This window comes from Mycobacterium gordonae, assembly GCF_002101675.1.
In the GTDB taxonomy this organism is placed as follows: Bacteria; Actinomycetota; Actinomycetes; order Mycobacteriales; family Mycobacteriaceae; genus Mycobacterium; species Mycobacterium gordonae.
The window spans coordinates 1-22,927 of sequence record NZ_LQOY01000019.1 but is presented as its reverse complement, the minus strand read 5'-3'; the positions used below and the strand labels follow the sequence as shown (position 1 = coordinate 22,927).

Annotated in this window: 21 protein-coding genes and 1 tRNA gene; 8 read left to right on the top strand and 14 right to left on the bottom strand. The window is 69.0% G+C overall.

What is annotated here, in order from left to right; translation table 11 throughout:
- Window positions 1-24: 24 nt before the first annotated feature.
- A complete protein-coding gene (locus AWC08_RS37550) occupies window positions 25-195 on the bottom strand; it encodes a hypothetical protein (RefSeq protein WP_156781265.1) in 171 nt (56 codons plus the stop codon).
- Window positions 196-400: 205 nt separating this feature from the next.
- On the opposite strand from AWC08_RS37550, the gene AWC08_RS36265 reads away from it, so the two are divergent.
- The gene (locus AWC08_RS36265; RefSeq protein WP_159459957.1) at window positions 401-541 is read left to right on the top strand and encodes a hypothetical protein; all 141 of its coding nucleotides are present in this window, start codon (window positions 401-403) and stop codon (window positions 539-541) included.
- Window positions 538-939 (top strand): alcohol dehydrogenase catalytic domain-containing protein, encoded by a 402-nt coding sequence (locus AWC08_RS39505; protein WP_082658434.1) that lies wholly within the window; start codon window positions 538-540, stop codon window positions 937-939. The genes AWC08_RS36265 and AWC08_RS39505 overlap by 4 nt, the downstream gene beginning before the upstream one ends.
- Window positions 940-1,176: 237 nt before the next feature.
- On the opposite strand, the gene AWC08_RS03255 is transcribed toward AWC08_RS39505, so the two are convergent.
- Window positions 1,177-2,829 carry a PPE family protein gene (locus tag AWC08_RS03255; RefSeq protein WP_055576978.1) on the bottom strand — a complete coding sequence of 551 codons (1,653 nt, stop codon included), beginning with the start codon at window positions 2,827-2,829 and terminating at the stop codon, window positions 1,177-1,179.
- A gap of 48 nt (window positions 2,830-2,877) precedes the next feature.
- On the bottom strand, window positions 2,878-6,810 hold the full coding sequence (locus AWC08_RS03250) for a PE family protein (RefSeq protein WP_085087368.1): 3,933 nt from the start codon (window positions 6,808-6,810) through the stop codon (window positions 2,878-2,880).
- Between the two features lie 186 nt (window positions 6,811-6,996).
- On the opposite strand from AWC08_RS03250, the gene AWC08_RS03245 reads away from it, so the two are divergent.
- Window positions 6,997-7,698 carry a C39 family peptidase gene (locus AWC08_RS03245; protein WP_065137688.1) on the top strand — a complete coding sequence of 234 codons (702 nt, stop codon included), beginning with the start codon at window positions 6,997-6,999 and terminating at the stop codon, window positions 7,696-7,698.
- 3 nt (window positions 7,699-7,701) lie between these two features.
- On the opposite strand, the gene AWC08_RS03240 is transcribed toward AWC08_RS03245, so the two are convergent.
- From AWC08_RS03240 to AWC08_RS03210, 7 genes are all read right to left on the bottom strand, one after another.
- On the bottom strand, window positions 7,702-8,541 hold the full coding sequence (locus AWC08_RS03240; RefSeq protein ID WP_065137687.1) for a class I SAM-dependent methyltransferase: 840 nt from the start codon (window positions 8,539-8,541) through the stop codon (window positions 7,702-7,704).
- 28 nt (window positions 8,542-8,569) lie between these two features.
- A complete protein-coding gene (locus AWC08_RS03235) occupies window positions 8,570-10,363 on the bottom strand; it encodes a PE family protein (protein WP_085087365.1) in 1,794 nt (597 codons plus the stop codon).
- A 134-nt stretch (window positions 10,364-10,497) separates the two neighbouring features.
- The gene (gene wzm / locus AWC08_RS03230) at window positions 10,498-11,328 is read right to left on the bottom strand and encodes a galactan export ABC transporter permease subunit Wzm/RfbD (protein WP_069435033.1); all 831 of its coding nucleotides are present in this window, start codon (window positions 11,326-11,328) and stop codon (window positions 10,498-10,500) included.
- Complete coding sequence (glfT1, locus tag AWC08_RS03225; RefSeq protein ID WP_069435032.1) at window positions 11,325-12,239, bottom strand: galactofuranosyltransferase GlfT1; 915 nt, start codon at window positions 12,237-12,239, stop codon at window positions 11,325-11,327. Before glfT1 ends, wzm begins: the two co-directional genes overlap by 4 nt.
- The gene (wzt, locus tag AWC08_RS03220) at window positions 12,232-13,029 is read right to left on the bottom strand and encodes a galactan export ABC transporter ATP-binding subunit Wzt/RfbE (RefSeq protein WP_065046581.1); all 798 of its coding nucleotides are present in this window, start codon (window positions 13,027-13,029) and stop codon (window positions 12,232-12,234) included. The genes glfT1 and wzt overlap by 8 nt, the downstream gene beginning before the upstream one ends.
- Before the next feature lie 3 nt (window positions 13,030-13,032).
- Window positions 13,033-13,488, bottom strand: coding sequence for a bacterial proteasome activator family protein (locus AWC08_RS03215; protein ID WP_065137692.1), 456 nt, complete (start codon window positions 13,486-13,488; stop codon window positions 13,033-13,035).
- Between the two features lie 98 nt (window positions 13,489-13,586).
- Window positions 13,587-15,554, bottom strand: coding sequence for a DUF6541 family protein (locus AWC08_RS03210; protein WP_065137683.1), 1,968 nt, complete (start codon window positions 15,552-15,554; stop codon window positions 13,587-13,589).
- 120 nt (window positions 15,555-15,674) lie between these two features.
- On the opposite strand from AWC08_RS03210, the gene AWC08_RS03205 reads away from it, so the two are divergent.
- Window positions 15,675-16,871: a cysteine desulfurase-like protein gene (locus AWC08_RS03205; protein ID WP_069435031.1), complete on the top strand. Its 1,197-nt coding sequence runs from the start codon at window positions 15,675-15,677 to the stop codon at window positions 16,869-16,871.
- 86 nt (window positions 16,872-16,957) lie between these two features.
- Window positions 16,958-17,407 (top strand): PE family protein, encoded by a 450-nt coding sequence (locus tag AWC08_RS03200; RefSeq protein ID WP_069435030.1) that lies wholly within the window; start codon window positions 16,958-16,960, stop codon window positions 17,405-17,407.
- Here the strand turns inward: AWC08_RS03200 and AWC08_RS03195 are convergent.
- Window positions 17,404-18,375: an NAD(P)H-quinone oxidoreductase gene (locus tag AWC08_RS03195; RefSeq protein WP_065137690.1), complete on the bottom strand. Its 972-nt coding sequence runs from the start codon at window positions 18,373-18,375 to the stop codon at window positions 17,404-17,406. The genes AWC08_RS03200 and AWC08_RS03195 overlap by 4 nt on opposite strands.
- Before the next feature lie 36 nt (window positions 18,376-18,411).
- On the opposite strand from AWC08_RS03195, the gene AWC08_RS03190 reads away from it, so the two are divergent.
- Window positions 18,412-18,498: transfer RNA gene (locus tag AWC08_RS03190), tRNA-Ser, on the top strand.
- Window positions 18,499-18,582: 84 nt separating this feature from the next.
- On the opposite strand, the gene AWC08_RS03185 is transcribed toward AWC08_RS03190, so the two are convergent.
- Window positions 18,583-19,689, bottom strand: coding sequence for an Rv2629 family ribosome hibernation factor (locus AWC08_RS03185; RefSeq protein ID WP_069435029.1), 1,107 nt, complete (start codon window positions 19,687-19,689; stop codon window positions 18,583-18,585).
- 36 nt (window positions 19,690-19,725) lie between these two features.
- Window positions 19,726-20,967, bottom strand: a complete 1,242-nt coding sequence (gene lipE, locus AWC08_RS03180) for a lipase LipE (RefSeq protein ID WP_069435028.1) — start codon at window positions 20,965-20,967, stop codon at window positions 19,726-19,728.
- Between the two features lie 25 nt (window positions 20,968-20,992).
- Between lipE and AWC08_RS03175 the strand changes: the two genes are divergently transcribed.
- The gene (locus AWC08_RS03175) at window positions 20,993-21,379 is read left to right on the top strand and encodes a hypothetical protein (RefSeq protein WP_065137679.1); all 387 of its coding nucleotides are present in this window, start codon (window positions 20,993-20,995) and stop codon (window positions 21,377-21,379) included.
- On the opposite strand, the gene AWC08_RS03170 is transcribed toward AWC08_RS03175, so the two are convergent.
- Window positions 21,366-22,190 carry a crotonase/enoyl-CoA hydratase family protein gene (locus AWC08_RS03170; protein WP_069435027.1) on the bottom strand — a complete coding sequence of 275 codons (825 nt, stop codon included), beginning with the start codon at window positions 22,188-22,190 and terminating at the stop codon, window positions 21,366-21,368. The two genes, AWC08_RS03175 and AWC08_RS03170, sit on opposite strands and share 14 nt — an antisense overlap.
- A 23-nt stretch (window positions 22,191-22,213) precedes the next feature.
- Between AWC08_RS03170 and AWC08_RS03165 the strand changes: the two genes are divergently transcribed.
- Window positions 22,214-22,795: a TIGR03086 family metal-binding protein gene (locus tag AWC08_RS03165; protein WP_069435026.1), complete on the top strand. Its 582-nt coding sequence runs from the start codon at window positions 22,214-22,216 to the stop codon at window positions 22,793-22,795.
- Window positions 22,796-22,927 lie beyond the last annotated feature (132 nt).

Sequence of the window (22,927 nt, the reverse complement as noted above, 5' to 3'; positions counted from 1 at the left end):
ACCAACCCGTCCTAACTCCCCTGCTCAATCTCGGCCAGCTTCTTCGAAGATGCCGTTATGGCGAATGGCGACACTGCGCTCATCGACCGTGGTCACCGGACGCTCCCAGGGTTCAGCCGTAGGCACCCGAGCCCGCCCAACAACCGCGCAGGACTGCTCGGTCAGGAGGCCACCTGCCGAGGTGGCTTGGGTCATCGCACTCTTCTTCGAGGCGACGCTTCCGTGGCGGGGCACTGCGGCGGCGGCTTCAGGCCTGGATTTGCGGCTACGGGCGCCGAGTCCCCAACGGAGATTGAGGAAAAGCTCCCCCACGGCGACGTTGCGGCGCCAGCGAGTTCGGTTCCGTGGAGATTATCAATGGAGGCGAGGCGCACTTCGTGCCTCGAGTTAAAGTTCGCAGATGAAGCGGGTAGTGGTATCACGCTACGGAGGGCCAGAGGTCCTCAGCGTCATCGAGGAGGACGAACACGTCCTGGGTCCCGACCAAGTTTGCGGGCTGCCACTATCTGCAGCCGACGTGGTTCGACGTGACACCAAGTGAGTGGCCTCGTGTTGTCCGCGGGCGTGTCCTTCACGGACACGCTGCTTCGAGCCGGAACCTATCCAGGTCGTCCCAAGCCGCCCTTTACCCCTGGGTATGAGTTCGTTGGTGTTGTGGAGCAGGTCGGTTCGCGATGCTCGACGCTGGTGCCCGGGGTGACCGTGTCGCCGCGCGAGTGGTTTGGGGTGGCTACGCCGAGTGGTCTGTGTCGCAGAGTCCTTGGCGGTGAAGGTGCCAGACGATGTGGATCCGGCCGTGCTTGTCAGCGTGATTTTCCCATACATGACCGCCTACCAGCCCATCCATCGCGCGGCGAAAGCGCGGCCTGTGGCAACGAATTCCTCAATGTCAGGCTTGAAAGTTACGGGTTGTTCGGATTACCTACTGGTGAGCGGTGACCAGTCAGGCGTCGGCGGGCTCATCGACCCCTCCCTGCTGGTGTCGCCGACGAGGTTGCAGCCTCGCACTGTTCGCGGGATGCGTTGGCCTCGTCAACACCGGAGATCAAGGACCGGTAGAACAGCAGATCCAACCCCGATACGTGAGTCGAGCGGTCAGCAACACGGTCGCATCTACGTCTGCGACCGAATCCGGCACATCATGAATCGCCCTTGATAATGAGCCCCGTGCTGACGTCACGGCAATTGTCGACGGATGCTGAACAATCCGGACAGGCCGGTGCCCACATTGAAAAAGCCCGAGCCTAATCCGCTGGTGGTGGCGGAGCTGAGGGGGCCTGGTATGCCGGTGTTCCCGAAGCCGGACAGGCGGCCGTTGGCCAACGGGTGGCCGCTGGCGGTGTTGCCGAAGCCGGAAATGTTCGCTGCGTTGCTGCCGACGGCGGCGTTACCGAACCCGGAAATGGAGCTTCCCGCGTTGCCGAAGCCGGAATTGACCAGGCCGGTGTTGGTGGTTGCGCCGAAGCCGGTGTTGACGTTGCCCGAATGCCACGAACCGGTGTTGACGTTCCCCGAATTGCCGCTGCCGGTGTTGGTGTCACCGGAATTCCAGAAGCCGGTGTTGTATGAGCCTGCGTTGCCGAAGCCGGTGTTCTCGCTGCCCGAGTTGCCGAAGCCGGTGTTCAATATTCCCGCGTTGCCGATGCCGGTGTTCAGCAAACCGGCGTTTCCGATGCCGATGTTGCCGTAGCCCGAGTTGCCGAAACCGATGCTGTTCAGCTGGCCTGGCTGCAGGGGGTTGATGCCGGTGTTGAAAATGCCGACGTTGTGATCACCCGAATTGAAGAAGCCGATGTTATTGGTGCCGGAGTTGCCGATGCCGATGTTGCCGGAGCCCGAATTCAGCAGACCGGCCAGGTTGATGCCCACCTGATTGTTGCCGGTGAGGCCGATGCCGATGTTGTTGTTGCCGGTGTTGCCGAAACCGAAATTGTTGTTACCGGTATTGCCACCGCCGATGTTCGCATTGCCGACGTTCCCGCCGCCGGTATTGGCTTCACCGTTGTTTCCGAAGCCGATGTTGTTGTTGCCGCGGTTGCCCATGCCGATGTTGTGGCCCGGGTCCGCGCTGGTGGCGATTCTGCCGATGTTTCCTAGGCCGATGTTGCCGTTGCGAAAGTTCCCAATGCCGACGTTGCCGTTGCCCAGGTTGCCGTTGCCGATGTTGTCGTTGCCGATATTGCCGCCGCCCAGATTGGAACTGCCTCGGTTCCCTTCCCCGACGTTGCCGCTGCCCGTGTTGCCGCTGCCGACGTTGGCGTTGCCCTTATTGCCCACGCCCAGGCTGGGCAGGCCCTGCAGCAGCTGCTGCAGATTGCTGGGCAGCGAGACCAGCTGGGCCGCCGCCGCCGAGGCCCCCGAATGGTATCCGAGCATGGCGGCCACGTCTTGGGTCCACATCTGCTCATAGATGCCTTCCGCCGCCGCGATCGCGGGCGCGTTCTGGCCGAACAGGTTCGTCATCACCAACTGCACGAACGCGTTTCGGTTGGCCGCCACCGCCGCCGGAGGAATGGTCGCCGCGCGGGCCGCCTCGAACGCCGAAGCGACAGACTTGGCTTGTCCGGCCGCCGCGGCCGCCTGAGCCGTGGCTGCGCTCAAGAACCGCTGATAGGGTGCCGCGGCGGCCGCCATCGCCGCCGCCGCCGACCCCTGCCACGCCTGGCCCGTCAACCCCGCGGTCACCGCGGTAAACGCGTGGGCGGCCGACTCCAACTCCGCGGACAGCCCCTCCCAGGCCACCGCGGCCTGCAGCATCGGCGCGGAACCGGCACCGGCAAACATCCGCCACGAATTGATCTCCGGCGGCAACACAGCAAAATTGGTCATGGTGATCTCCAAGGAAAAGTGGACCGAATTGGATGACAGCGGCCAGGGCTAACCCGGACGGCCATTGGCACCGTCGGCACCCTTCAAGCCAGGGTTACCCGGATTGCCCGACGGAGCCTGGAACGGGGGGGCGAAGCCATAGCCGGGTCCGCCCGCGCCGCCAGTGCCGCCGGCCCCGCCTGTGCCGCCGGCGCCGCCGGTGGCGGCGGCACCCCCGCCGCCGGTGCCACCGGAGCCGCCATATCCCACCGAAGACGGTGCGTTGGTGTTTGTGGCGGTGCCGCCCTTGCCGCCGGTGCCGCCGGTGGCGCCGCCACCCCCTGCGCCGCCGGTACCGCCGGTGCCGACATTGCCACCGCCGCCGCCGGCGCCGCCGCCGCCACCGCCGCCGCCGTAAATGTTGTCGAAGGTGGACGATGTGCTGCCACCGTCGCCGCCGGCGCCGCCCTTGCCGCCGGTGCCACCGCTGCCGTTGGTTGCGGTGCCGCTGGAGTTGCCACCGTCGCCGCCGGCCCCGCCTCGGCCACCGTTGCCACCCTGGCCGCCGAAGTGATTCCCGCCCGCGCCCTGGCCCTGGCCGCCGCCGCCGCCGGCACCACCAGCGCCGCCGGTGCCGCCGAGACCGCTAGCGCCGCCGTCGGTACCTACTCCGCCGGTGCCGCCCGCCCCCCCGGTGCCGCCGTTACCACCGGTGCCGCCGTTGTTCACGGTGCCGTCAGCGCCGGTGCCGCCACCGCCGCCGGCACCACCGGCGCCGCCTTGGCCGCCGGCGCCACCACCGGTGCCACCGATGCCGGCTCCGCCAGCCCCGCCGGTGCCGCCCTTGGCGCCATTGCCGCCGCCGAGGCCGGGATCCCCGTCGCTGCTGCCGGCCGCGCCGGTGGCCCCTGCGCCGCCCGTGCCGCCTTTGCCGCCGGCCCCGCCGGTGCCGTTGGCGCCGGCGCTGCCCGCGATGTCGCCACCGGTGCCGGCGAGGCCACCTAGGCCGGCCTTGCCGCCGCTGCCGCCGGTGCCGCCGTCGGTCGCGTCGTTGGTGCCGTCGTCGGCCCAGCCGGTGCCGCCCTGCCCGCCTTGTCCGCCGGTGCCGCCGGTCCCGCCGGAGCCGCTGGTCCCGCCCTTGCCGGAGGAGCCGCCCTGCCCGCCTTGGCCGCCTGCCGCGCCGTCGCTGCCCTTGCCGCCGGTCTCGATGTTGCTGATAGCGGCGGCGCCTTGGGCGCCGGTGCCGCCGGTGCCGCCCTGGCCGCCTTTGCCGCCGGTGCCGTGGGCTCCGTCGCTGCCACCTGTGCCGCCGGTGCCGGCCAGGCCGCCTGCGCCGGCTGCGCCGCCCTGACCGCCGGTGCCGCCGTCGGTGGCGCCGGTGCCGGTATCGGTCCAACCCGTGCCGCCCTTGCCGCCGACGCCTCCGGTACCGCCGACCCCGCCGGAGCCGTTGGTGCCGCCGTTGCCGGCGCCACCTTGACCGCCCTGCCCGCCGGCCCCGCCGAAGCCCCCGCTGCCGCCGGTTTGGCTGCTGTTCGCGGCATTGACGCCGCTCCCGCCGTTCCCGCCATTGCCACCGAGACCGCCGGTACCGCCGGCGCCGGTGCTGCCCGCAGTGCCCGCGCCGAACAGACCGGTGCCTGCGGCGCCGGGCGTGCCGGTGGCGCCGCCTTGGCCGCCGTTGCCACCGGTGGCACCCGTTGCACCGCTGCTGACAGTTGCAGCTATGCCGTTCCCCCCGACCCCGCCCTTGCCGCCGCTGCCGGCGGCTCCGGCGCTGCCACCCTGTCCGAGCAGCGTGGCATTGGCGCCGGTGCCGCCGCTGCCACCGGCTCCGCCCACCCCGCCGGTGCCGCCGTTGCCGCCCCCGGCGCCGCCGTTGATGCCGCCGTTACCGCCTTTGCCGCCGGTGCCGCCGGTGCCACCGCCGCCTGCGCTTCCGCCGTTGCCGATAAATTGCCCGCTCTGACCGCCGGAACCACCGGCACCGCCTGCGCCACCCGCGCCACCGGCACCGCCGACGCCGCCTTGAGTCACACCAGTGCCCTTGGTGCCCAATTGGCCGATGCCGCCGCCACCGCCGGCACCGCCGCTGCCCGCGTTTCCGCCGTTGCCGAATAGCCCGGCGTTGCCGCCGTTGGCCCCAGCACCGCCCTTGCCTCCGCCGCCGCCGGCAACACCGTTGTGGTTGCTGCCGCTATTTGTTTGCGTGTTGCTGCCGCCAGCCCCGCCGTTCCCACCGGCGCCGGCATTGCCGAACAGCGACCCGCCGTTCCCGCCGACTGCGCCGTTCCCGCCGGCGCCACCGGTCGCACCGGATTCCAGTCCGGCGGTGTTTCCGCCGGCGCCGCCGCTGCCGCCTTGACCCCCCGCACCGATCAGCCGCGCGCTTCCACCGGCCCCACCGTGCCCAGCTGCGCCGCCGGTGCTATTGGTGCCGCCGTTAGTGTTTGCCCCGCCGGCCCCGCCGGCCCCGCCGTCTCCGCCGTTGCCGTACACCCAACCACCGGTGCCGCCGGCCCCGCCCTGGCCGCCGGCGGCGCCGTGGCCTTGACCACCGGTTTGGTTCCCTCCGGCCCCGCCGGCTCCGCCGTGCCCGCCGGCGCCGATCAGCCCCGCATTGCCGCCTGCTGCACCGTTGCCAGCGGCACCAGCGACTCCACTGGCCGAGTTCTGTCCGCCCGCGCCCCCGGCGCCCCCGGCGCCGCCGTTGCCGTAGACCAACGCCGCGGCCCCGCCGGCACCGCCGTGGCCGCCGAGGCCGGCGGCGGAGCCACCGCCCGCGTTGTTGAGGCCGCCGGCTCCGCCGGCGCCGCCCGCGCCGCCGGGCGCCCCACCCGCGGCGCCGTCCCCGCCGTTGCCGCCGGTGGCCGTCACAGTGCTGGGGTAGCTGCTGGTGTTGCTGCTCGTCGCGAACGCGTTGCCGCCCGCGCCGCCCGCCCCGCCTGCGCCGCCGGCTCCGGCGGTGCCCCCGTGGCCGCCCTGACCGGCCGTGGCGGTGATGGTGTTCTGACCGGTCGGGTCGGTGCTGGTGGCTGCGGCGTTGCCGCCCTGACCGCCGGTGCCACCGGCCCAGCCCGCACCCCCGGTGCCGCCGGTGCCGCCGGTGGAGCCCGTGGCGAACGCGTCGTTGTTGGTGGTCACCGCGCTGGAGGTGCCGGGCGTTCCGGTCGGCGCCGTGGCCCCGTTGGTGGCGGGATTGGCTCCATTCGCGCCTGTTGTTCCGGCACCGCCCTGTCCGCCGTTGCCGCCGTCGCCCCACAGACCGGCGTAGCCGCCGTCGCCGCCTCGCCCGGCGTTACCGCCGTTGATGCCAGCCGAGGCGTGGCCGCCCGCTCCGCCGTCGCCGCCGTTACCGATGAGGACGGCGTTGCCGCCGAGTCCGCCCGCGGCACCCGCTCCGCCGATGCCGCCGGCGCCACCACCGCCGCACAGCAGACCACCGTTTCCGCCGTTGCCGCCCACCGCTCCCGCGCCGCCCGCTCCACCGGCTCCGCCCTGACCCCACAGGCCGGCCGAGCCGCCGGCCCCGCCGGCTTGACCCGCTGCGCCCGCGGCGCCGGCACCGCCGTTGCCGTACAACAGCCCGCCCGCGCCGCCGGCTTGGCCGGGGGCGGTCCCGTCGGTGCCGTTGCCGATCAGCGGCCGTCCCAGCAGAGTCTGGGTGGGAGCATTGACGACGCTGGACGCCGTCTGCTCAAGGGTCTGTAGCGGCGAGGTATTCGTCGCCTCGGCACGTGCGTACGACTGGCCACTCGTATTCAGCGTTTCGACGAAACGGCGGTGGAACTCCGCAGCCTGCCCGCTGAGCACCTGGTAGGCCCGGCCATGGGCACTGAAGATCGCGGCGATGTGCTCCGAGACCTCGTCGGCCGCCGCCACCGCGAGTGCCGTCGTCCGGGCCGCCGCCGCCGCGTTCGCCGATCTCACGGACGCACCGACGTTTTCCAGTTCCGCTGCTGCACCCGCCAGTGCTTCCGGACTGGCCAACATGAACGACATAGCGTGGTCCCCTCGACGCGAGTTGGTTGCCGAGCCGATTGCTCCGGCTCCCACCTTCGGTCACCTGGCACCGCACGCGCCTCGGTCAGCTGGACCATGTGCGGGATGAAGTTCGCTCCTCCTATCGGGGGAGAGCCCCAAGAATTTGCAAAGCTTCTCAATAGACCGGCGCCCGAGCCTTCTCTCATGCGCACCATCAAGAACGTTCGCGGCTCCGCCCTCAAGCTGACCCTGGCCATCGCCGGCGTCGCTGTGACGCTGGGCCTGGCGACCGGGCTGGCCCACGCCGCCGCATCCGCGCCGCGCAGCGAGGCGCGTCAGATGTACGGCGACCCGGCTGCGGCCGGCCAGTACTGGCGCAAGCAGTCCTTCGACGACTGCGCTCTGATGGCGGCCGCGGACGTGATCGGTGAGCTGACCGGTCGCCAGCCGTCCGAGAACGAGATCATCGCCGTGGCACAGCAACTGCGCAGTCGCGTCCACCCCGGGCCGACGTACAGCGCGGGCAACGGCACCGACCCGGGCGACATTCCGGTGTTGCTGGCGCAATACGGCATCTACGGGGTAGCCACCAGCCAGGACGAGGCTCCCGCCACCGGCCTCGATTCCGGCATGGAGGCCCTGGAGCGCTACCTGGCCGACGGCCACAAAGTGATCGCCGGGGTCAACGCCGAGATGATCTGGGGCCTGCCGATTCAGACGAAAGACAACCGCGGCAACCCGATGAGCGACCACGCCGTCGTCGTCACCGGCGTCGACCTCGCCAACGGCACGGTCCATCTCAACGACAGCGGAACCCGCGCCGACGAGGTGGTGTCACTCGAGGTCTTCCAGCGCGCCTGGGCCACCGGCAACGACGAGCTGGTGGTTACCCGGGAAACCCGCTGAGCGTCAACCGAATTCGAGCAGAGTGTAGGCGCCGCGGAACTCCTTGAGCGGCGGGAACTGCCACAGCGCGGGATAGGCACGCCCGAAGAACCAGCCGCGTCCGGCGGGTATCGGCACGTCGTGCACCGCGCGGATGCCGGGGACGGTGTGCGCGAGGTCGGCCAGTTGGCGTGGGGAGAGGCTGAATGGCATCGGCGGCACGCGATAGTGCTTGGATGAACGCATCCCCTTGCGTGCCACCTTCTTGACGATGGTCGGCGGTACGTCGAAGAACATCTCGCCGCCGCTGAATCGCTTGGCGCACTGTGTGATCAGTCCCATCGACTCGGCCGGCTGCAGGTACATCAGCAGCCCCTCGGCGGTGATGAACACGCCGTCGCAGGTATCGATCTGATCCATCCAGCTGTAGTCGAGCGCGGACTGCGCGATCTCGGTGATCCGCGGCGAACGCGGGAGCAGCCGTCGTCGCAGCTCGATCACCGGTGGCAAATCAATTGACACCCAGTGGAATTCGGGATCGGGCACGGTGCTGCTCAGTCGCCAGAAGCTGGTCTGGAAACCTTCGGCGAGCGCGACGACGGTAGCCTTGGGATGGTCGGCGAGATACGCCAGCGCGCACTTGTCGACAGCCAAGGCGCGCAGCGCCATCTCCTGGCCGTTGCGGCGACCGAACTTGGCGAAATCGAAGTCGATGGACTCGACGAGCTTGATCGCCATCGGGTCGTCGATGATCGCGTCCGGCAGAGCGGCCTGGTGAGCCCTGCCGCGGAGAGTGAACAAGGCTGTCTCTGAGACCCCGGTCAGCAAGCTGGCGTCGACTTTGTCGGGGCCCGGAACGCTCATTGCGCCAACCTACCGGCCGGCGGGCGGCCTAGCCGGGTGTGCCGCCGGGACCCTTGGCCCCCGCGGCGCCGGAGCCGCCGACGGCGCCGCTCGCCCCGGGTCCACCGCCGAGGACGCCACTGGCGCCGCCGCTGCCGCCGCTGCCACCGGCTCCGGCGGCGCCGCCACTGCCGCCGTCTCCCGCATCGCCCCCTAGGCCGATTGACCCGCCGGTGCCGCCGCTGGCGCCGCCATGCCCACCGTTACCGCCCTGACCGCCGCCGCCACCAGCGCCACCCAAGCCGCCTGCGCCGCCGACACCGCCAGAGCCCATCAGTAGCCCCCCGCCGCCGCCTTGGCCGCCGGTCCCACCGGCGCCGCCGTCTCCGCCGACACCGCCGTCGGCCCCGTCGCCACCAGCGCCTCCATCGCCGGGATGAGGGTTGCTGCTGCCCGTGCTGCTTCCGCCGGTGCCACCGGCTCCACCGGCACCGCCGGTGTCACCGATACCGCCGCCGCCGCCGGTTCCCCCCGCACCGCCGATGCCGCCGTTGCCGACGAGAAGCCCGCCGTGACCGCCGTTCCCGCCGCCGCCTCCTGTTCCGCCCGCGCCGCCTGCGGCACCGGTCGCGCCGACACCGCCGGCACCACCCTTGCCGCCGTAGGCGTCGGCGTAGTAGTTGCTGACTTGGGCTAATGCCGCACCACCGTTGCCGCCGGCACCGCCGGCGCCGCCGGTTGCCCCGCCGGGCGCACCGAATCCGCCGTTGCCCGCGAATGCTCCCGCATAACCGCCGGTGCCTGTCGAGTCAGAGACCCACGCATTGCCGCCGTTGCCCCCGGCACCACCAGTCGCGCCGGCACCTGCGGCGCCTCCGTTGCCGCCGGGACCGCCCGAAGCGATGGGCACGTTTGCTCCGGTGCCTTCGCCACCCGCCCGAGCCAAGCCGCCATCACCCCCGGTGCCGCCGGCCACGCCCGGGCCACCCGCGGCCCCCGTGCCACCCGTGCCACTGCTGGCCTGCACGAAACCTGGGCCGGACACATTGTTCTCCGCCCCGGCATTTCCCTGCGCCGCTGAGGTCCCGGTGGAAATCGGATTGATCCCATTCGTCCCTGCGAGCCCGGTGCCGCCCTGCCCACCGCTGCCCCCGTTGCCGAACCAGATGGCACTGCCGCCGTCGCCGCCACGCCCGGCATTGCCGCCGTTGATGCCGGCCAGGGCCGCCCCACCGATACCGCCGCCACCACCGCTGCCATACAACAGGCCGCCCGTGCCGCCGACCCCACCGTTGCCGCCCGCACCGCCCTGACCACCGGCGCCGCCATTACCGAGTAATCCTGCGCTGCCACCGACACCGCCGGCCGCGCCCGCAACGGTGCTGGCCCCGCCCGGGCCGCCATCACCGAACAGCAGACCGCCGGCACCGCCGGGCTGGCCGATGCCGTTGACCGTCCCACCGGCGGCACCGTTTCCGATCAGCGGCCGGCCCAGCAAGGTCTGGGTCGGCGCATTGATGACGCCGAGCACCCCCTGCTCCACGATCTGCAAGGGCGAGGCGTTAGCCGCCTCGGCGCCCGCGTAGGAAACACCCGCATCGTTGAGAGCCTGCAGGAATTGTTGATGGAATGTGGCCGCCCGGGCGCTGATCGCTTGGTATCCGTGAGCATGGGCGCCGAACACCGTCGCGATCTCCTGGGAGATCTCATCGGCCGCCGCCGCCAGCACGCCGGTAGTGGGGGCTGCCGCGGATGCGTTCGCGGCACGCAGCGCAGAACCGATGTGCGCCAGTTGGTTTGCCGTGGCGGCGAGTAGGTCGGGAGACGCGGCGAGGAACGACAAGGGGAACCTCCCAAGAACGGGCGCAGGCCAACCGCATCCGCAGCAGCGATCGACGGCCGATCGTATCCCGCCCGGTACAACGCGTTCGCTAAATGGACCGAATTGTCAACCGCGTCAGGCGGGCGGAGTTACGGCTAAACCCAGTACGGCACGCGAGCGCGATACTGGCGCATCGCGAACGCCGCCATCACCCAGCCGACGATCGTCAGCACCACGACCACCGCCCAGTGCCGCAATTCCTGCGGCGCGCCAAGCAGCGGCGCGCGGACGATGTCCAGATAGTGCAGCAGCGGGTTGAGTTCGACGATCTTCGACCAGCGCCCGGCGCCCTGCTGCCGCAGTGTGTTGTCGTTCCAGATGATCGGCGTCATGAAGAACAGCAACTGCACCACCGAATTGAGCAGCGGCCCGATGTCGCGGTAGCGGGTGGCCAGGATGCCGAAGCACAGCGACACCCAGATGCAATTGAGCATGATCAGCGCCAGCGCGGGCAGCACCGACAGGTCCGCCCAGGACCACGGCTTGGGATAGATGATCGCGATGACGAGGTAGATCACGATGTTGTGCGCGAACAGGATCATCTGCCGCCACACCAGCCGGTAGACGTGCACGCTCAGCGGCGTCGGCAGTTGCTTGATCAGGCCCTCGTTGTGCACGAAGACGTCGGCGCCTTCCAGAATGGCGGCGTTGATCAGGTTCCACACGATCAATCCGAGCGTGACGTAGGGCAGGTGCTCGGACAGGTCGAGATGGAACAGCTTGGAGTACAGCCCGCCCATCGCCACGGCGGTGGTCCCCGTTGCGATCGTGATCCAGAACGGTCCCAGCACCGAACGGCGATAGCGCTGTTTGATGTCCTGCCAGCCCAGGTGCAGCCACAGTTCGTGCCGCCGAAACCCGGCGGTGAGATCGCCCCACGCTCGGGCGAACGTCTTGGATTCGGCTGCAGCGTCAACGAACGTCATCGCGAACCTCCCGGCCGTGCGAACTTCTCCTGCCGTCCCAGCCGGCGCAGCCGCACCCACTCCAACAGCCCCTTGGGGTCGCGGCGGGTCACCAGGAAGAACCAGCCGAACCGCACCCATTCCTGGAACAGCAACTTGCGCAGCCCCGGCTGGGACAGCACGTAACCGCGGTTGCGGTAGGTGAAGAACCGCTTGCTGGTGTCGTCGGGGTACTGCGTGTGCATGCGCCCGCCCAGAATCGGCTTGAACTCCTCCGAGCCGCACGGATGCAGATACACCGCATCCAGACAGGTTCCGAACGGCAGATCGGAGCGCACCAGCCGCCGGTGCATCTCCACCTCGTCGCCGCGGATGAACAGCCGCAGATCCGGGACCCCGACGGCCTCCAGCGTCGACGCGCGGAACAGTGCGCCGTTGAACAGTGACGCGATGCCGGGCAGCAGATCCTGGTTTGTCTCGGTGCGCAGTTCGCTGACCCGCCGCCGCCACACCAGTCCGCGGCGCAGCGGAAACGCCAGTGCCTCGGGGTCGTCGATGTTGCAGACCATCGGGGACACCTCGGCCAGGCCGTGCTTCTCGGCACAGGCCATCAGCGTCGCCAGTACGTCGGTGTCCGCGGCGCGCCCGTCGTCGTCGGCCAGCCAGATCCAGTCCGCCCCGTGCGCCAGTGCCAGCAGCATGCCCAGGGCGAAACCGCCGGCGCCGCCCAGGTTCCGCCGTGAGTTCAGATAGATCGACGGAACCTCTTGTGCCGCAACCAGATAATGCACCCGGCTGTCACCGGTGTCGTCGTTGTCGATGACGATGAGCCGGTCCGGGGGTCGGGTCTGGGTGGACAGCATCTCCAGCGAGCGGGCAAGTTCCTCGGGGCGCCGGTGGGTCACCACGACGGCGAAGACGTAATCACTCACGCGCGGTCTCGGCGAGTACTTCGCGAACGTGCCGGGCCGCGTCGTCGCCCTCGTAGGCGCGGACCACGTCTTCGATCCCGCCGCTCTGGCGGATCACGCCGTGGTCGATCCACATCGCCGTCTTGCAAAGCCGGGCCAGGAATTCGTTGGAGTGGCTGGCGAAAACCAGGATCCCGGAGCGTTCCACCAGGCTCTGCAGCCGCGACTGCGCCTTCTTCAAGAACTCGGCGTCCACCGCGCCGATGCCCTCGTCGAGCAGCAGGATCTCCGGATCGATGCTGGTGACCACGCCCATCGCCAGCCGCACCCGCATGCCGGTGGAGTAGGTGCGCAGCGGCATCGACAGGTAGTCGCCCAACTCGGTGAACTCGGCGATCTCGTCGACCTTGGCCAGCATCTGCTTGCGGGTCTGCCCGAGAAACAGGCCCCGGATGATGATGTTCTCGTAGCCGGAGATCTCGGGGTCCATGCCGATGCCGAGGTCGAACACGGGCGCCACCCGGCCGGTCACCTTCGCCCACCCGCGCGTCGGCTCGTAGATACCTGAAAGCAGCCGCAGCAGAGTTGATTTGCCGGCGCCGTTGTGGCCCACCAGCCCGACGCGGTCGCCGAGCTCCAGCGACATGGTGATGTCGCGCAACGCCTCGATGACCACCACATTGGAGGCGTTGCGGCCGATCGCGCCGCCGGCCTTGCCGAGGAAGGCCTTCTTCAGCGACCGCGACTTGGCGTCGAAGATCGGGAACTCGACCCACGCGTCGCGGGTCTCGATGTGGGGACCGCTCGACACGGCTTACAGGTACTGTCCGGTGCCGTGCCCGTGCGGGCCCGGCTTGCCGATCCCCGGCGGCAGCGCGCCCTGCCGCATCTGCTCCAGCTGGGCCCGGGCTGCCATCTGCTGAGCGAACAGCGCGGTCTGGATGCCGTGGAAGAGCCCCTCGAGCCAGCCGACCAGTTGCGCTTGGGCGATCCGCAACTCGGCGTCCGACGGTGCGGTGTCCTCGTTGAAGGGCAGGGTGAGTCGTTCCAGTTCTTCCCGCAGTTCCGGTGCCAGGCCCTCTTCGAGTTCGCGAATGCTGGTGGCGTGGATGTCGCGGAGCCGGGTGCGGCTGGCTTCGTCCAGCGGCGCGGCGCGCACCTCTTCGAGCAGCTGCTTGATCATGGTGCCGATACGCATCACCTTCGCCGGCTGTTCGACCAGGTCCGTCAGAGCGCGCTCTTCTGAATCATCCTCTTCGCGCAACGCCATCAGACGCGGATCGACGCCGCCGATGACCTCGATGCCGTCACTGTCGTCGGCCTGGTCGTCATTGCCGTTACCCACGCAATCACCGTCCTCGTGTGTGTCTAGGGGTGCACCGGAGTGTCGCCGTGCCACTCGTAAATCTGGGCGCCGCCGTTGTCGTAGATCAGGGTCCAGTACGGCGACTTGTCCAGAAAATATAGTCCTTCGGGAACTTTGAACCCCCGGATCGTCGGACCGCTGGCCAGGACGTAGCGAATGTTGAGGGCCTTGATCGCCTCCACTACCCGCGGATCGGAGTCGCCCTTCTTCGCGTATGCCCAGAAGATGTAGCGGTGATAACCCGGACCCATCTGCACCGGGTAGTCGTAGTGGGTCCACAACGGATGCAGACCCGCCACCGCGTACATCCACGAGGTGCCGTCGACGTTGGAGTCGCCGATCATCGTGTCGTGGGCACCGGGCAGCTTCGCCAGGTATGCCATGGCGTCGAGGTCGCGTTGGTCGACGATGATCGAGTCGTACTTGTCGCCGAACAGGAAGCGGTGCCGCGGGAAGTAGTGCGCCGCAAGGCCGACGCTGATACCGACCAGCAGCACCGCGGTGGCCGTGGCCCAGACGCGCGACGGCATGGGCTTGCGGGGTTGGACCAAGCGCTTGGCCAGGGCGACGGCGCCCGCCACCAGAGTGACCAGCGCGATCGCCGCCATCAGGTTGAACAACGGGGTTGTGGCAGCGGCGATGCGGCGCGGGTCCTTGTAGAAGAACTCGCCGAAGGCTCCCGCGACCCGGCCCAGCGGACCCCATAGCGGAGTGCCCGCGTCGACGTTGATCACGATGAACAGCAGCCACACCGCCAGCGGCCACCACAGCTTCTTGACCAGCATGATGAAGCCGCCGACAGCGCACAGGAAGCTCAGCCCCCACTGATAGGGGAAGTCGTTGAGATGCCGGGAGTGCATGAACACCGCGTCGAACAGGCCGTGCCTCATGCTGAGGTAAGTCAGGAATGAGTGCCCGGCGATGATGTCTTCCTGCTTGGTGACGGTCAGGAACTGCGGCAGCAGGATCAAACCTGCCGCAATCCCCACGCCGGCCAGTACGGCGAAGTCACGTGCGCGGCCCCGGACCGGGTGCCGGAGTGCTTCGAAGAGCCACCAGGCGCCCACCAGCAGCACCGTGATGATGCCGCCGGTGATGTGCACCGAGAAGACGCCGACGAGCCCCAGCACGGCCACCGGGATGCGGTCGCGATGCTGCAGCGTCGAGGTGATCAAGGCCATGGCCGGGATAGCGACCCCGTAGGCCGCGAGGTTGGGCATCGCGGCCGTGTCGAACTCGACGTACGGCACGGCGGTGAAGGACGCCGAGAGCGCTGCGGCGGTGGCGGCGGTGACCGCGGTGCGCCACTCGGTGGTGTGGGTGCGTAGTGCCCGCCAGGTGAGCACGGCCGCGCTCACCGGGAACAGCCAGATCGCCGCAGCCAAGGAGTTCAGCGTGTAGCCGGTGGCGGCCGCCGCGCCGGTCAACTGGCAGAACACGGCGGTCAGCGCGTGGAAGACCGATGGGTAGTAGAGCACCGCATGGGTCTCCACGTTGCGCAGCTCGCCCATGTGGGTGGACGATGCCTGGCCTACGTCGAGGATCCAGCGCACCTCGTTCGCGTGCCACACCGCGTCCCAGGTGCTGGGGATCGATTGCCAGTGCGGGATACCGGCGAAGGCGGCCCACCCGATGAGCACGGCGCCCAACAGCACACCGGCCGCGACGACGATCGCCGGGCCGGGGTTCATGGCGCGCGCTTCGGCCTGTTTATCCCGGAAGCGGGCAAGCAGCAGTTGCAGCACCAGCGTCAGCAGGCAGACGACGGCCAGCGCCGCCAGCGCCGTCCAACCGTTCCAGGGGATGCCGAGCGCACCGTAAGGGATGATCGCCAGTGCCACTACGCCGTACGTCAGCGCTGGCCCGGCCGCGATGGCGATCGGCCAACTCAACTGCGCGATACGTGCGACGATGGCACCCGGGGCGATCAGCACGACCAATGCGATCAGCGTTCCGAACCACAAGCTCACTCGACTAGTATGGCTGCCCGGGTGAGTTGACTCGGGAGGCCGGTAACGGCTGGAACGTCTATGGCGCACCCGCTACCGACACCCATTTGTGGAAATTGCGTTAGCTCTAAGGTGGCTGGCATGGCCTACGACGTCGCCCGGGTGCGCGGACTGCACCCGTCGCTTGGTGACGGATGGGTGCACTTCGATGCTCCGACGGGCATGCTCATTCCGGATTCCGTGGCGACCACCGTGTCGACGGCGTTCCGCAGGTCGGGCGCGAGCACAGCCGGGTCGCACCCCTCCGCGCGGCGCAGCGCTGCCGTGCTGGAGGCGGCGCGCGAGGCGGTAGCCGATCTCGTCAACGCCGATCCCAACGGTGTCGTGCTAGGGGCCGACCGCGCCGTGCTGCTGGCGTCGCTGGCCGAGGCCTCGTCCGCCCGCGCCGGGCTGGGTTATGAGGTGGTCGTCAGCCGCCTGGACGACGAGGCCAACATCGCGCCGTGGCTGCGCGCGTCGCATCGCTACGGTGCCAAAGTCAAGTGGGCCGAGGTCGACATCGAGACCGGGGAGCTGCCGACCTGGCAGTGGGAGAGCTTGATCAACAAGTCCACGAGGCTGGTCGCGGTGACGTCGGCCTCGGGTACTTTGGGCGCCGTCACCGATCTGCGGGCCATGACCAAACTGGCGCATGACGTGGGTGCTCTGGTGGTGGTCGACCACTCCGCGGCCGCGCCGTACCGGCTGATGGACATCAAGGAAACCGAAGCCGATGTAGTGGCGGTGAACGCCGTGGGTTGGGGCGGACCGCCGATCGGGGCGATGGTGTTCCGGGAGCCGGCGCTGATCAACACCTTCAGCTCGGTCTCGACCAATCCGTATGCCACCGGGCCCGAGCGGCTGGAGGTGGGCGGCCACCAGTTCGGATTGCTGGCCGGCGTCGTCGCCAGCATCGAATACCTCGCCTCACTCGATGAGTCGGCCCGCGGCAGCAGGCGGGAACGGCTGTCGGTATCGATGCAGTCGGCTTCGGCGTACCTGAACCGGATCTACGACTACCTGATGGTCTCGCTGCGATCGCTGCCGCTGGTCATCATGCTGGGCCGGCCGGAATCACGGATTCCGGTGATCAGCTTCGCCGTCAACGAGGTCCCGGCCGACCGCGTGGTGCAGCGGTTGGCCGACAACGGCATCCTGGCCATCGCCAACGCGAGTTCCCGGGTTCTCGACGTGCTGGGGGTCAACGACATCGGCGGCGCGGTCACCGTCGGCTTGGCGCACTACTCGACGATGGCCGAGGTCGACCAGTTGGTGCGGGCGCTGGCTTCACTGGGCTAGCGGGCTCGACCACCAGCCCATTTCACAATCCGTCAACCTTTGCGCAGCTGCCTTCCGTCAGCGTTTGCTGAACGGAAGGGGAAGCGATGTCATTCGGACCTCTCGGCGGTCGCGGCGGGGTCGATGCGGCCGCTCACACCGCCCTGACCCCGACAACCCAATTGCTGGCTGCGGCCCAGGACGAGGTGTCGGCGGACATCGCCGCCTTGTTCAGCGCCCACGGTCGACATTTCCAGCTGGCCACCGCCCAGGTGGGTGCCCTGCAGGGGCAGTTCATCCACGTCCTGGAGGCCGGCGCGACGTCCTATGCCGCTGCGGATGCCGCCGGTGTCGAGCAGTTGCTGCTCGATGTGCTCAACGCGCCCACGCGGGCGCTGGTAGGCCGCCCGCTGATCGGCGACGGAGCCAACGGGGCGCCGGCGGAGCGGGAATCAGCGGCGCGCCCGGGACCCCCGGCACTTCCAATGTGGGCGGCTCAGCCGGCGACGGCGGGACGGGCGGCGGTGGTGGTGCGGGCGGACCCGCCTAGCCGCTAGAGCGTCAGCAAAATCTTCCCGAACGTCTCGCCCGACTGCAGCAGACGGTGGGCTTCGGCCGCGTCCTGGATCGGCAGCCGTCTGCCGATGATCGGCCGGACCCGCTGGCTGGCGAACATCGGCCAGACCGACGTCGTCACCGCGTCGACGATGGCGCTTTTGCTGTTCGGCCCGCTGACCGGCCGGGCGCGCAGGGTGGTGCCGATGACGCGGGCCCGTTTGGCCATGAGTTTGCCGATGTTCAGTTCGGCCTTCACCCCGCCCTGCATGCCGATGATGACCAGCTGACCGTCGGTGGCCAGCGCGTCGATATTGCGGTCCAGGTAAGCGGCCCCCATGATGTCGAGGATGACGTCGGCGCCCTTCGTCTCCTGCATCAGCCGCGCGACGAAGTCCTCGTCGCGATAGGAGATGGCGATGTCAGCGCCCAACTCCCGGCACAGTTCAAGCTTCTCCGCGGAGCCGGCGGTGACCGCGACGCGGGCCCCCAACGCGCGCGCCACCTGAATCGCGTGGCTGCCGATGCCGCTGGCCCCGCCGTGCAGCAGCACCAGTTGTCCGGGGCCCAGATGCGCCGTCATCACCAGATTCGACCAGACCGTGCAGGCCACTTCCGGGACGCCGGCGGCGTCTACGACGTCCAGCGGCGCGGGAATCGGCATCACCTGGCCGGCGGGAACGGCGACGTACTCGGCGTAGCCACCACCGGCCAGCAAGGCGCAAACATCTTGTCCGACAGTCCATCCGGTGACCTCGGCACCAACGTCGGAGATGGTCCCACTGACCTCCATGCCGATGATCTCGCTGGCGCCCGGCGGTGGCGGATACTTGCCGGCGGCTTGCAGCACGTCGGCGCGATTGACGCCGGCGGCTGCCACCTTGATCAGTACTTCACCCGGTCCGGCGGATGCGTCGGGAACGTCTTGCCAAAGCAGCTGCTCGGGGGACTCGGCGACGATGGCGCGCATGCTGGCCACGCTACAAGCACCGCTACCCTTATCTGCGGTGGCGTGGCAGAGCGGCCTAATGCACTCGCCTTGAAAGCGAGAGACGGCTAAAACCGTCCGGGGGTTCAAATCCCTCCGCCACCGCTCTGTGGTGACGTTGATCCTGCGCGCAGGGCGACTTCGTTCGAGTACCGACCGCCCTGATCGCAGACTCAACGCCGAAAGCCCTCAGTGCAGTGTCGGCGCGTACCGCAGCACCGCGGCGACACCGTCAGCCGGATCGATCCGCTCGTCGGTGCGCACCAGCGCCGCCCCGACCGATACCGCCCACATCGGCAGCGCCTCGTCGGCGCGCAGCGTCTTGGCAGGGGCGGCGCCCTGTTCGGAGAGCGCATTGGCGTTCGGTGCCACCGTCGTCATGCTTTCGTCGGCGACCACTGTGGCGTCCCCGATGTCGCCGACGATCAGCGTCTCCACGGCACCCTGCCGCAGGGCTGAGCAGACGGCGTCCAGACCCTCGGCGGCGCGTCCGGACTGTCTGCCCTTCTCGGCATCGAAACGCTGTGCGGCGTCGTCGATTTCGCGGAGTCGCCGTGTGGCGAACCAGGTGTCGATGTGCCCCTGCACCTCGGTGAGGTCGTGCCCGCTGTTGCGTGCTCCGACCTCCAGCGGCACCGCGCGCTCCTGCACCCGCTCAGCCAGAGCCTTGATCAAATCCGATCGTGAGCGCACCTCTCCCACCACGAACACCGCCTCGGCCCTCGTCCCGTCCACCAATTCGGCGATCCGGTCGGCCACCGCGCGGATGTTCTTTCGCGCGGCTTCATCGGTGCGTTGCTGAGGGTCGCCGTATCCGGCGGTTTCGGCGCCGGAGGCCTTATGCACCGGATAGCCGCCACCGTCGACGACTTCAGTCTCGAGGACGCCGTCGACGTGGATGGTGATGTCGGCGCCGGTGTGGTCCACCTCGACCAGCAGGTAGGCGGGCGTGACGAAGCCGTGTTCGACGATCGGGACGATGTAGGGCAGATCCGAGACCCGGACCACCGTCGTCGCGGTGGGACGCAGCAGGTGCTCGTTGACGACGACGCCATCGGCGCCGGCCACCACGCCCCGACCGCTCCAGCCGACGGGCGGGCGCAGATCCATCACCGCGCGCTCGATCTCGGTGGTCACCTCGTCGTCGACGCCCTCGTGCTGCAGCTGCTCACGTAACGCCCGCCATCGGAGCTCAAGCTGATCGTCGGCGTCGGGTGTGTTGTGCGTGTCTTCGAAGTACACCGACACGAACGGGCCGGGCGTGTCCAGGAGTTTTCGGAAGCGTTCGGAATCCATCCCCGGTGGTTGCCCGCGCAGTCCGGGGGCAAACGCTCAGACGCGCGGGATCGCCGCCGCGATCGTGTCCATCAACGCCTTATAGCGCTTGAGCTCCGGATCCTTGCCCGGCTTGCCGCTGCTGATCAATCCGGCGGCCATGCCCCGCGCTGGATCCGCCCAGATCGCGATGTTGGCCAGGCCGAGGTTGCCGAACGCCTGTGGCGCGTTGCGGCCGAACGGCCCGAACCGGTCGGTGCCGAGCATGTACCCGGTGCCCCAGCGGGCCGGCATCAGGCCGACCGCGACGTCGGGCCGTAGCCGACGGCATTCCTGCACCGCGCCGTACATCCGCTCCGGGCTCATGATGCGCACACCGTCCAGCTCGCCGCCGCGACGCCAGATCTCGGCGAACCGGGACAGTTCGTCGGCGGTGGAGATGGTGTTGGACGAGGGCACCACGGTGGACAGGAACGCCGGGGTATTCGTGTACGGGATGATCTCGTGCACCGTGCCGCCGATCGCCTTGCGGAAAATCGCCGCAATGGCCGGCGGCAGCGGCTTGCCGGTCGGGTGGCTGGGCGCGACCAGCGGAATGTCCTGGGGCGCAACGCCGAAATTGGTCCACCTGAAGTCCAGCGGGTCCAGGATTTCAGCGGCCAGGATCTCCCGGATGTCTTTGCCGGCGGCCGCATAGACGATCTCGCGCATCAGCGGTCCCCAGGTCAGCGCGTGGTACATGTGCAGCCGTCCCGGCGGGTACAGCGGCCGCAGTTTGCCGAGCTGTTCCTGCGCGTACTCGTGGTCGTCGGCGCGGCGCAGGTCGGGCTTGGGGCCGGTGGGGAACGGGACGCCTGCACTGTGGGTGAGTACATGGCGGATCGTCGTGCGGTCTTTGCCGTGGCTGGTGTAGCTGGGGATGTATTCGCAGACGCGGTCGTCGAGCGCGAAGACCCCCTGCTCTACCAGCATGTGCACCACGGTGGCGGTGATGCCCTTGGCCGCCGAGTAGACGCAGAACGGCGTGTCGGTGGTGACGGCAATCTTCTCGGCGTCGGGTTCGTCGGTGGGCGCGTTGCCCCAGCCGTGGCCGATGGCGCGGTTGAGCACGACCTTTCCGTTGCGCCGGATGCAGAGCTGGATGGCGGGGTGCATGCCCGCCTGATACCAGTGCCGGGCCGCCTGCCAGATCTTGTCGACGGCGGCGGCGTCGATCTCGGAGTGGTCTTCTTCGCTGATCGCCGTGACGGCGTCCAGGTCGGCGGGCACACGGATCCGGCCATCGGGTGTCGAGTTCATCAACGATCAGCCTAACTTTGAAGCCATGACAGGCCGTGCACGCTATGTCGAGGTGATCCTGCTCGTCTTCGGGTTCTATTCGGTTGGCCTCGGGTTGTTCATGATCGTGGCGCCAAGCGTCTTCTTCGACAGCCTCGGCGCGTTCGGCGTTCGCAACGACCACTACATTTTCGACAACGCCTCGTTCGAGTTGCCGCTGGGCCTGTTGCTGCTGGCGGCGCTGCGCTGGCCGTCCTGGCGAGTGCCTGCACTGGCGTTCGCCACCGCGCACTGGGCGCTGCACGCGTTGAGCCACCTCGTCGACACCGGGCACCGCGCCGGCGCGACGGTCGGGTGGCTGGAGTTCGCCGGACTGCTGATCTCGACGGGGTGGCTGGCCGCAGCGCTGTGGCTGAGCGCTACTCGCCGGTGAACTGTGGCGGACGCTTGGCGAACGTCGCCGAGATGCCCTCGGTCAGGTCCTTGGACGGGAGGAACGCCGCATTCCAGGCGGCGACGTAGCGCAGGCTTTCCGACACTGCCGAGATGCGCTGCTGGTCAAGTACGTCCTTGATGCCGTGCACGGTCAGTGGGGGGTTGGCGGCGATCTCGGCGGCGGTGGCGTGCGCCGCCGCCAAGGTGGCCTCGGCGTCGTCGTATACGTCATTGACCAGGCCGATCTTCTCGGCACGCTGGGCGTCGATGTCCTTGCCCGTCAAGGCGAGTTCGCGCAGGTGTCCGTCGTTGAGGATGAGCGGCAGCCGGGCCAGGCTGCCGACGTCGGCGACGATGGCCAGCTTGACCTCGCGGACGGAGAACTTGGCGTCGGCGCTGGCGTAGCGGATGTCGACCGCCGAAATCAGGTCGACGCCGCCGCCGATGCACCAGCCGTGCACCGAGGCGATGGTCGGGGTTCGGCAGTCGGCGATGGCGGTGATCGCAGCTTGCATGCGCTTGACCTCGCGGTGGAAGGCGGCGCGTGGCCCGGCCAGGGCGTCACCGGAAAGCAGGGGCGTGAACGCCCCGCCCATGGCCGGCACGTCCAGGCCGTAGCTGAAGTTCCGGCCCGACCCGGTGATCACGATGGCGCGGACGTCGGGGTCGGCGTCGAGCGTGGCGAACACGTCCGGCATCTCCGACCAGAAGGCGGGCCCCATCGCGTTGCCCTTGCCCGGGCCGATCAGCGTCACCTGAGCGACCTGGTCCTTGATCTCGACGGTGACCGATTCGTAGGTTTCGCCCATATCGAGACCGTAGCGTGGCTGGTATGCCCGATGACTTGGTACCCGGCCCCGAATCACCCCCTACCGACGAGCTGCGCAGCGCTGAACTGAGTCTGGGGGTGCTGCAGCAGGTGCTACACACCGTCGCCGGCTCGGACAAGTCGAAGCAGACGCCATGCTCGGAGTACAACGTCAAGGACCTGACCGGGCACCTGGTGAATTCGATCACCAGCCTGGGCGGCATGGCCGGTGCGGAGTTCGACGTGCACCCCGACACCGATTCGGTGGAACAGCTGGTGGTCACCGCCGCGAGGCAGGCGTTGGATGCCTGGCACAAGCGAGGTCTGGACGGTGAGGTCGCATTCGGATCGGGCTCGATGCCAGCCCGGGTGGCCGTCGCCGTTTTTTCCATCGAATTCTTGGTGCACGCCTGGGATTACGCCCGCGCCGTCGGACACGACGTCGACGCCCCGGATTCACTGGCCGAATACGTACTGGGATGGGCGCAGAAGGTAATCAAGCCGGAACAACGCGGCCCGGCCGGATTCGACGACCCGGTCTCGGTGCCCGACGACGCCGACCCGCTGACGCGGCTGATCGCGTTCACCGGCCGCAACCCCGCTTAGCTGGACCCCGGCGGCTCGGCTCTCGCCGAGCGTGAACACAGTGCGAAAAAACCGCCGGCAAATTCATACGGTCATTGCAACAACATGGATCTTAGGAGTTGCAATGCCAAGTGGTTACCCGCATCCGCCGGC

Excerpts from the sequence above, each read along its gene's own strand:
- lipE (WP_069435028.1), bottom strand. The coding sequence starts at position 20,967 with ATGAACTCGACACCCGATGGCCGGATCCGTGTGCCCGCCGACCTGGAC.
- AWC08_RS03175 (WP_065137679.1), top strand. The coding sequence starts at position 20,993 with ATGACAGGCCGTGCACGCTATGTCGAGGTGATCCTGCTCGTCTTCGGG.
- AWC08_RS03240 (WP_065137687.1), bottom strand. The coding sequence starts at position 8,541 with ATGAGCGTTCCGGGCCCCGACAAAGTCGACGCCAGCTTGCTGACCGGG.
- AWC08_RS03165 (WP_069435026.1), top strand. The coding sequence starts at position 22,214 with ATGCCCGATGACTTGGTACCCGGCCCCGAATCACCCCCTACCGACGAG.
- AWC08_RS03185 (WP_069435029.1), bottom strand. The coding sequence starts at position 19,689 with ATGGATTCCGAACGCTTCCGAAAACTCCTGGACACGCCCGGCCCGTTC.
- AWC08_RS03205 (WP_069435031.1), top strand. The coding sequence starts at position 15,675 with ATGGCCTACGACGTCGCCCGGGTGCGCGGACTGCACCCGTCGCTTGGT.
- AWC08_RS03245 (WP_065137688.1), top strand. The coding sequence starts at position 6,997 with ATGCGCACCATCAAGAACGTTCGCGGCTCCGCCCTCAAGCTGACCCTG.
- AWC08_RS03215 (WP_065137692.1), bottom strand. The coding sequence starts at position 13,488 with ATGGCGTTGCGCGAAGAGGATGATTCAGAAGAGCGCGCTCTGACGGAC.
- AWC08_RS36265 (WP_159459957.1), top strand. The coding sequence starts at position 401 with ATGAAGCGGGTAGTGGTATCACGCTACGGAGGGCCAGAGGTCCTCAGC.
- AWC08_RS03170 (WP_069435027.1), bottom strand. The coding sequence starts at position 22,190 with ATGGGCGAAACCTACGAATCGGTCACCGTCGAGATCAAGGACCAGGTC.
- AWC08_RS03200 (WP_069435030.1), top strand. The coding sequence starts at position 16,958 with ATGTCATTCGGACCTCTCGGCGGTCGCGGCGGGGTCGATGCGGCCGCT.
- AWC08_RS03195 (WP_065137690.1), bottom strand. The coding sequence starts at position 18,375 with ATGCGCGCCATCGTCGCCGAGTCCCCCGAGCAGCTGCTTTGGCAAGAC.
- AWC08_RS03250 (WP_085087368.1), bottom strand. The coding sequence starts at position 6,810 with ATGTCGTTCATGTTGGCCAGTCCGGAAGCACTGGCGGGTGCAGCAGCG.
- AWC08_RS37550 (WP_156781265.1), bottom strand. The coding sequence starts at position 195 with ATGACCCAAGCCACCTCGGCAGGTGGCCTCCTGACCGAGCAGTCCTGC.
- wzm (WP_069435033.1), bottom strand. The coding sequence starts at position 11,328 with ATGACGTTCGTTGACGCTGCAGCCGAATCCAAGACGTTCGCCCGAGCG.
- AWC08_RS03255 (WP_055576978.1), bottom strand. The coding sequence starts at position 2,829 with ATGACCAATTTTGCTGTGTTGCCGCCGGAGATCAATTCGTGGCGGATG.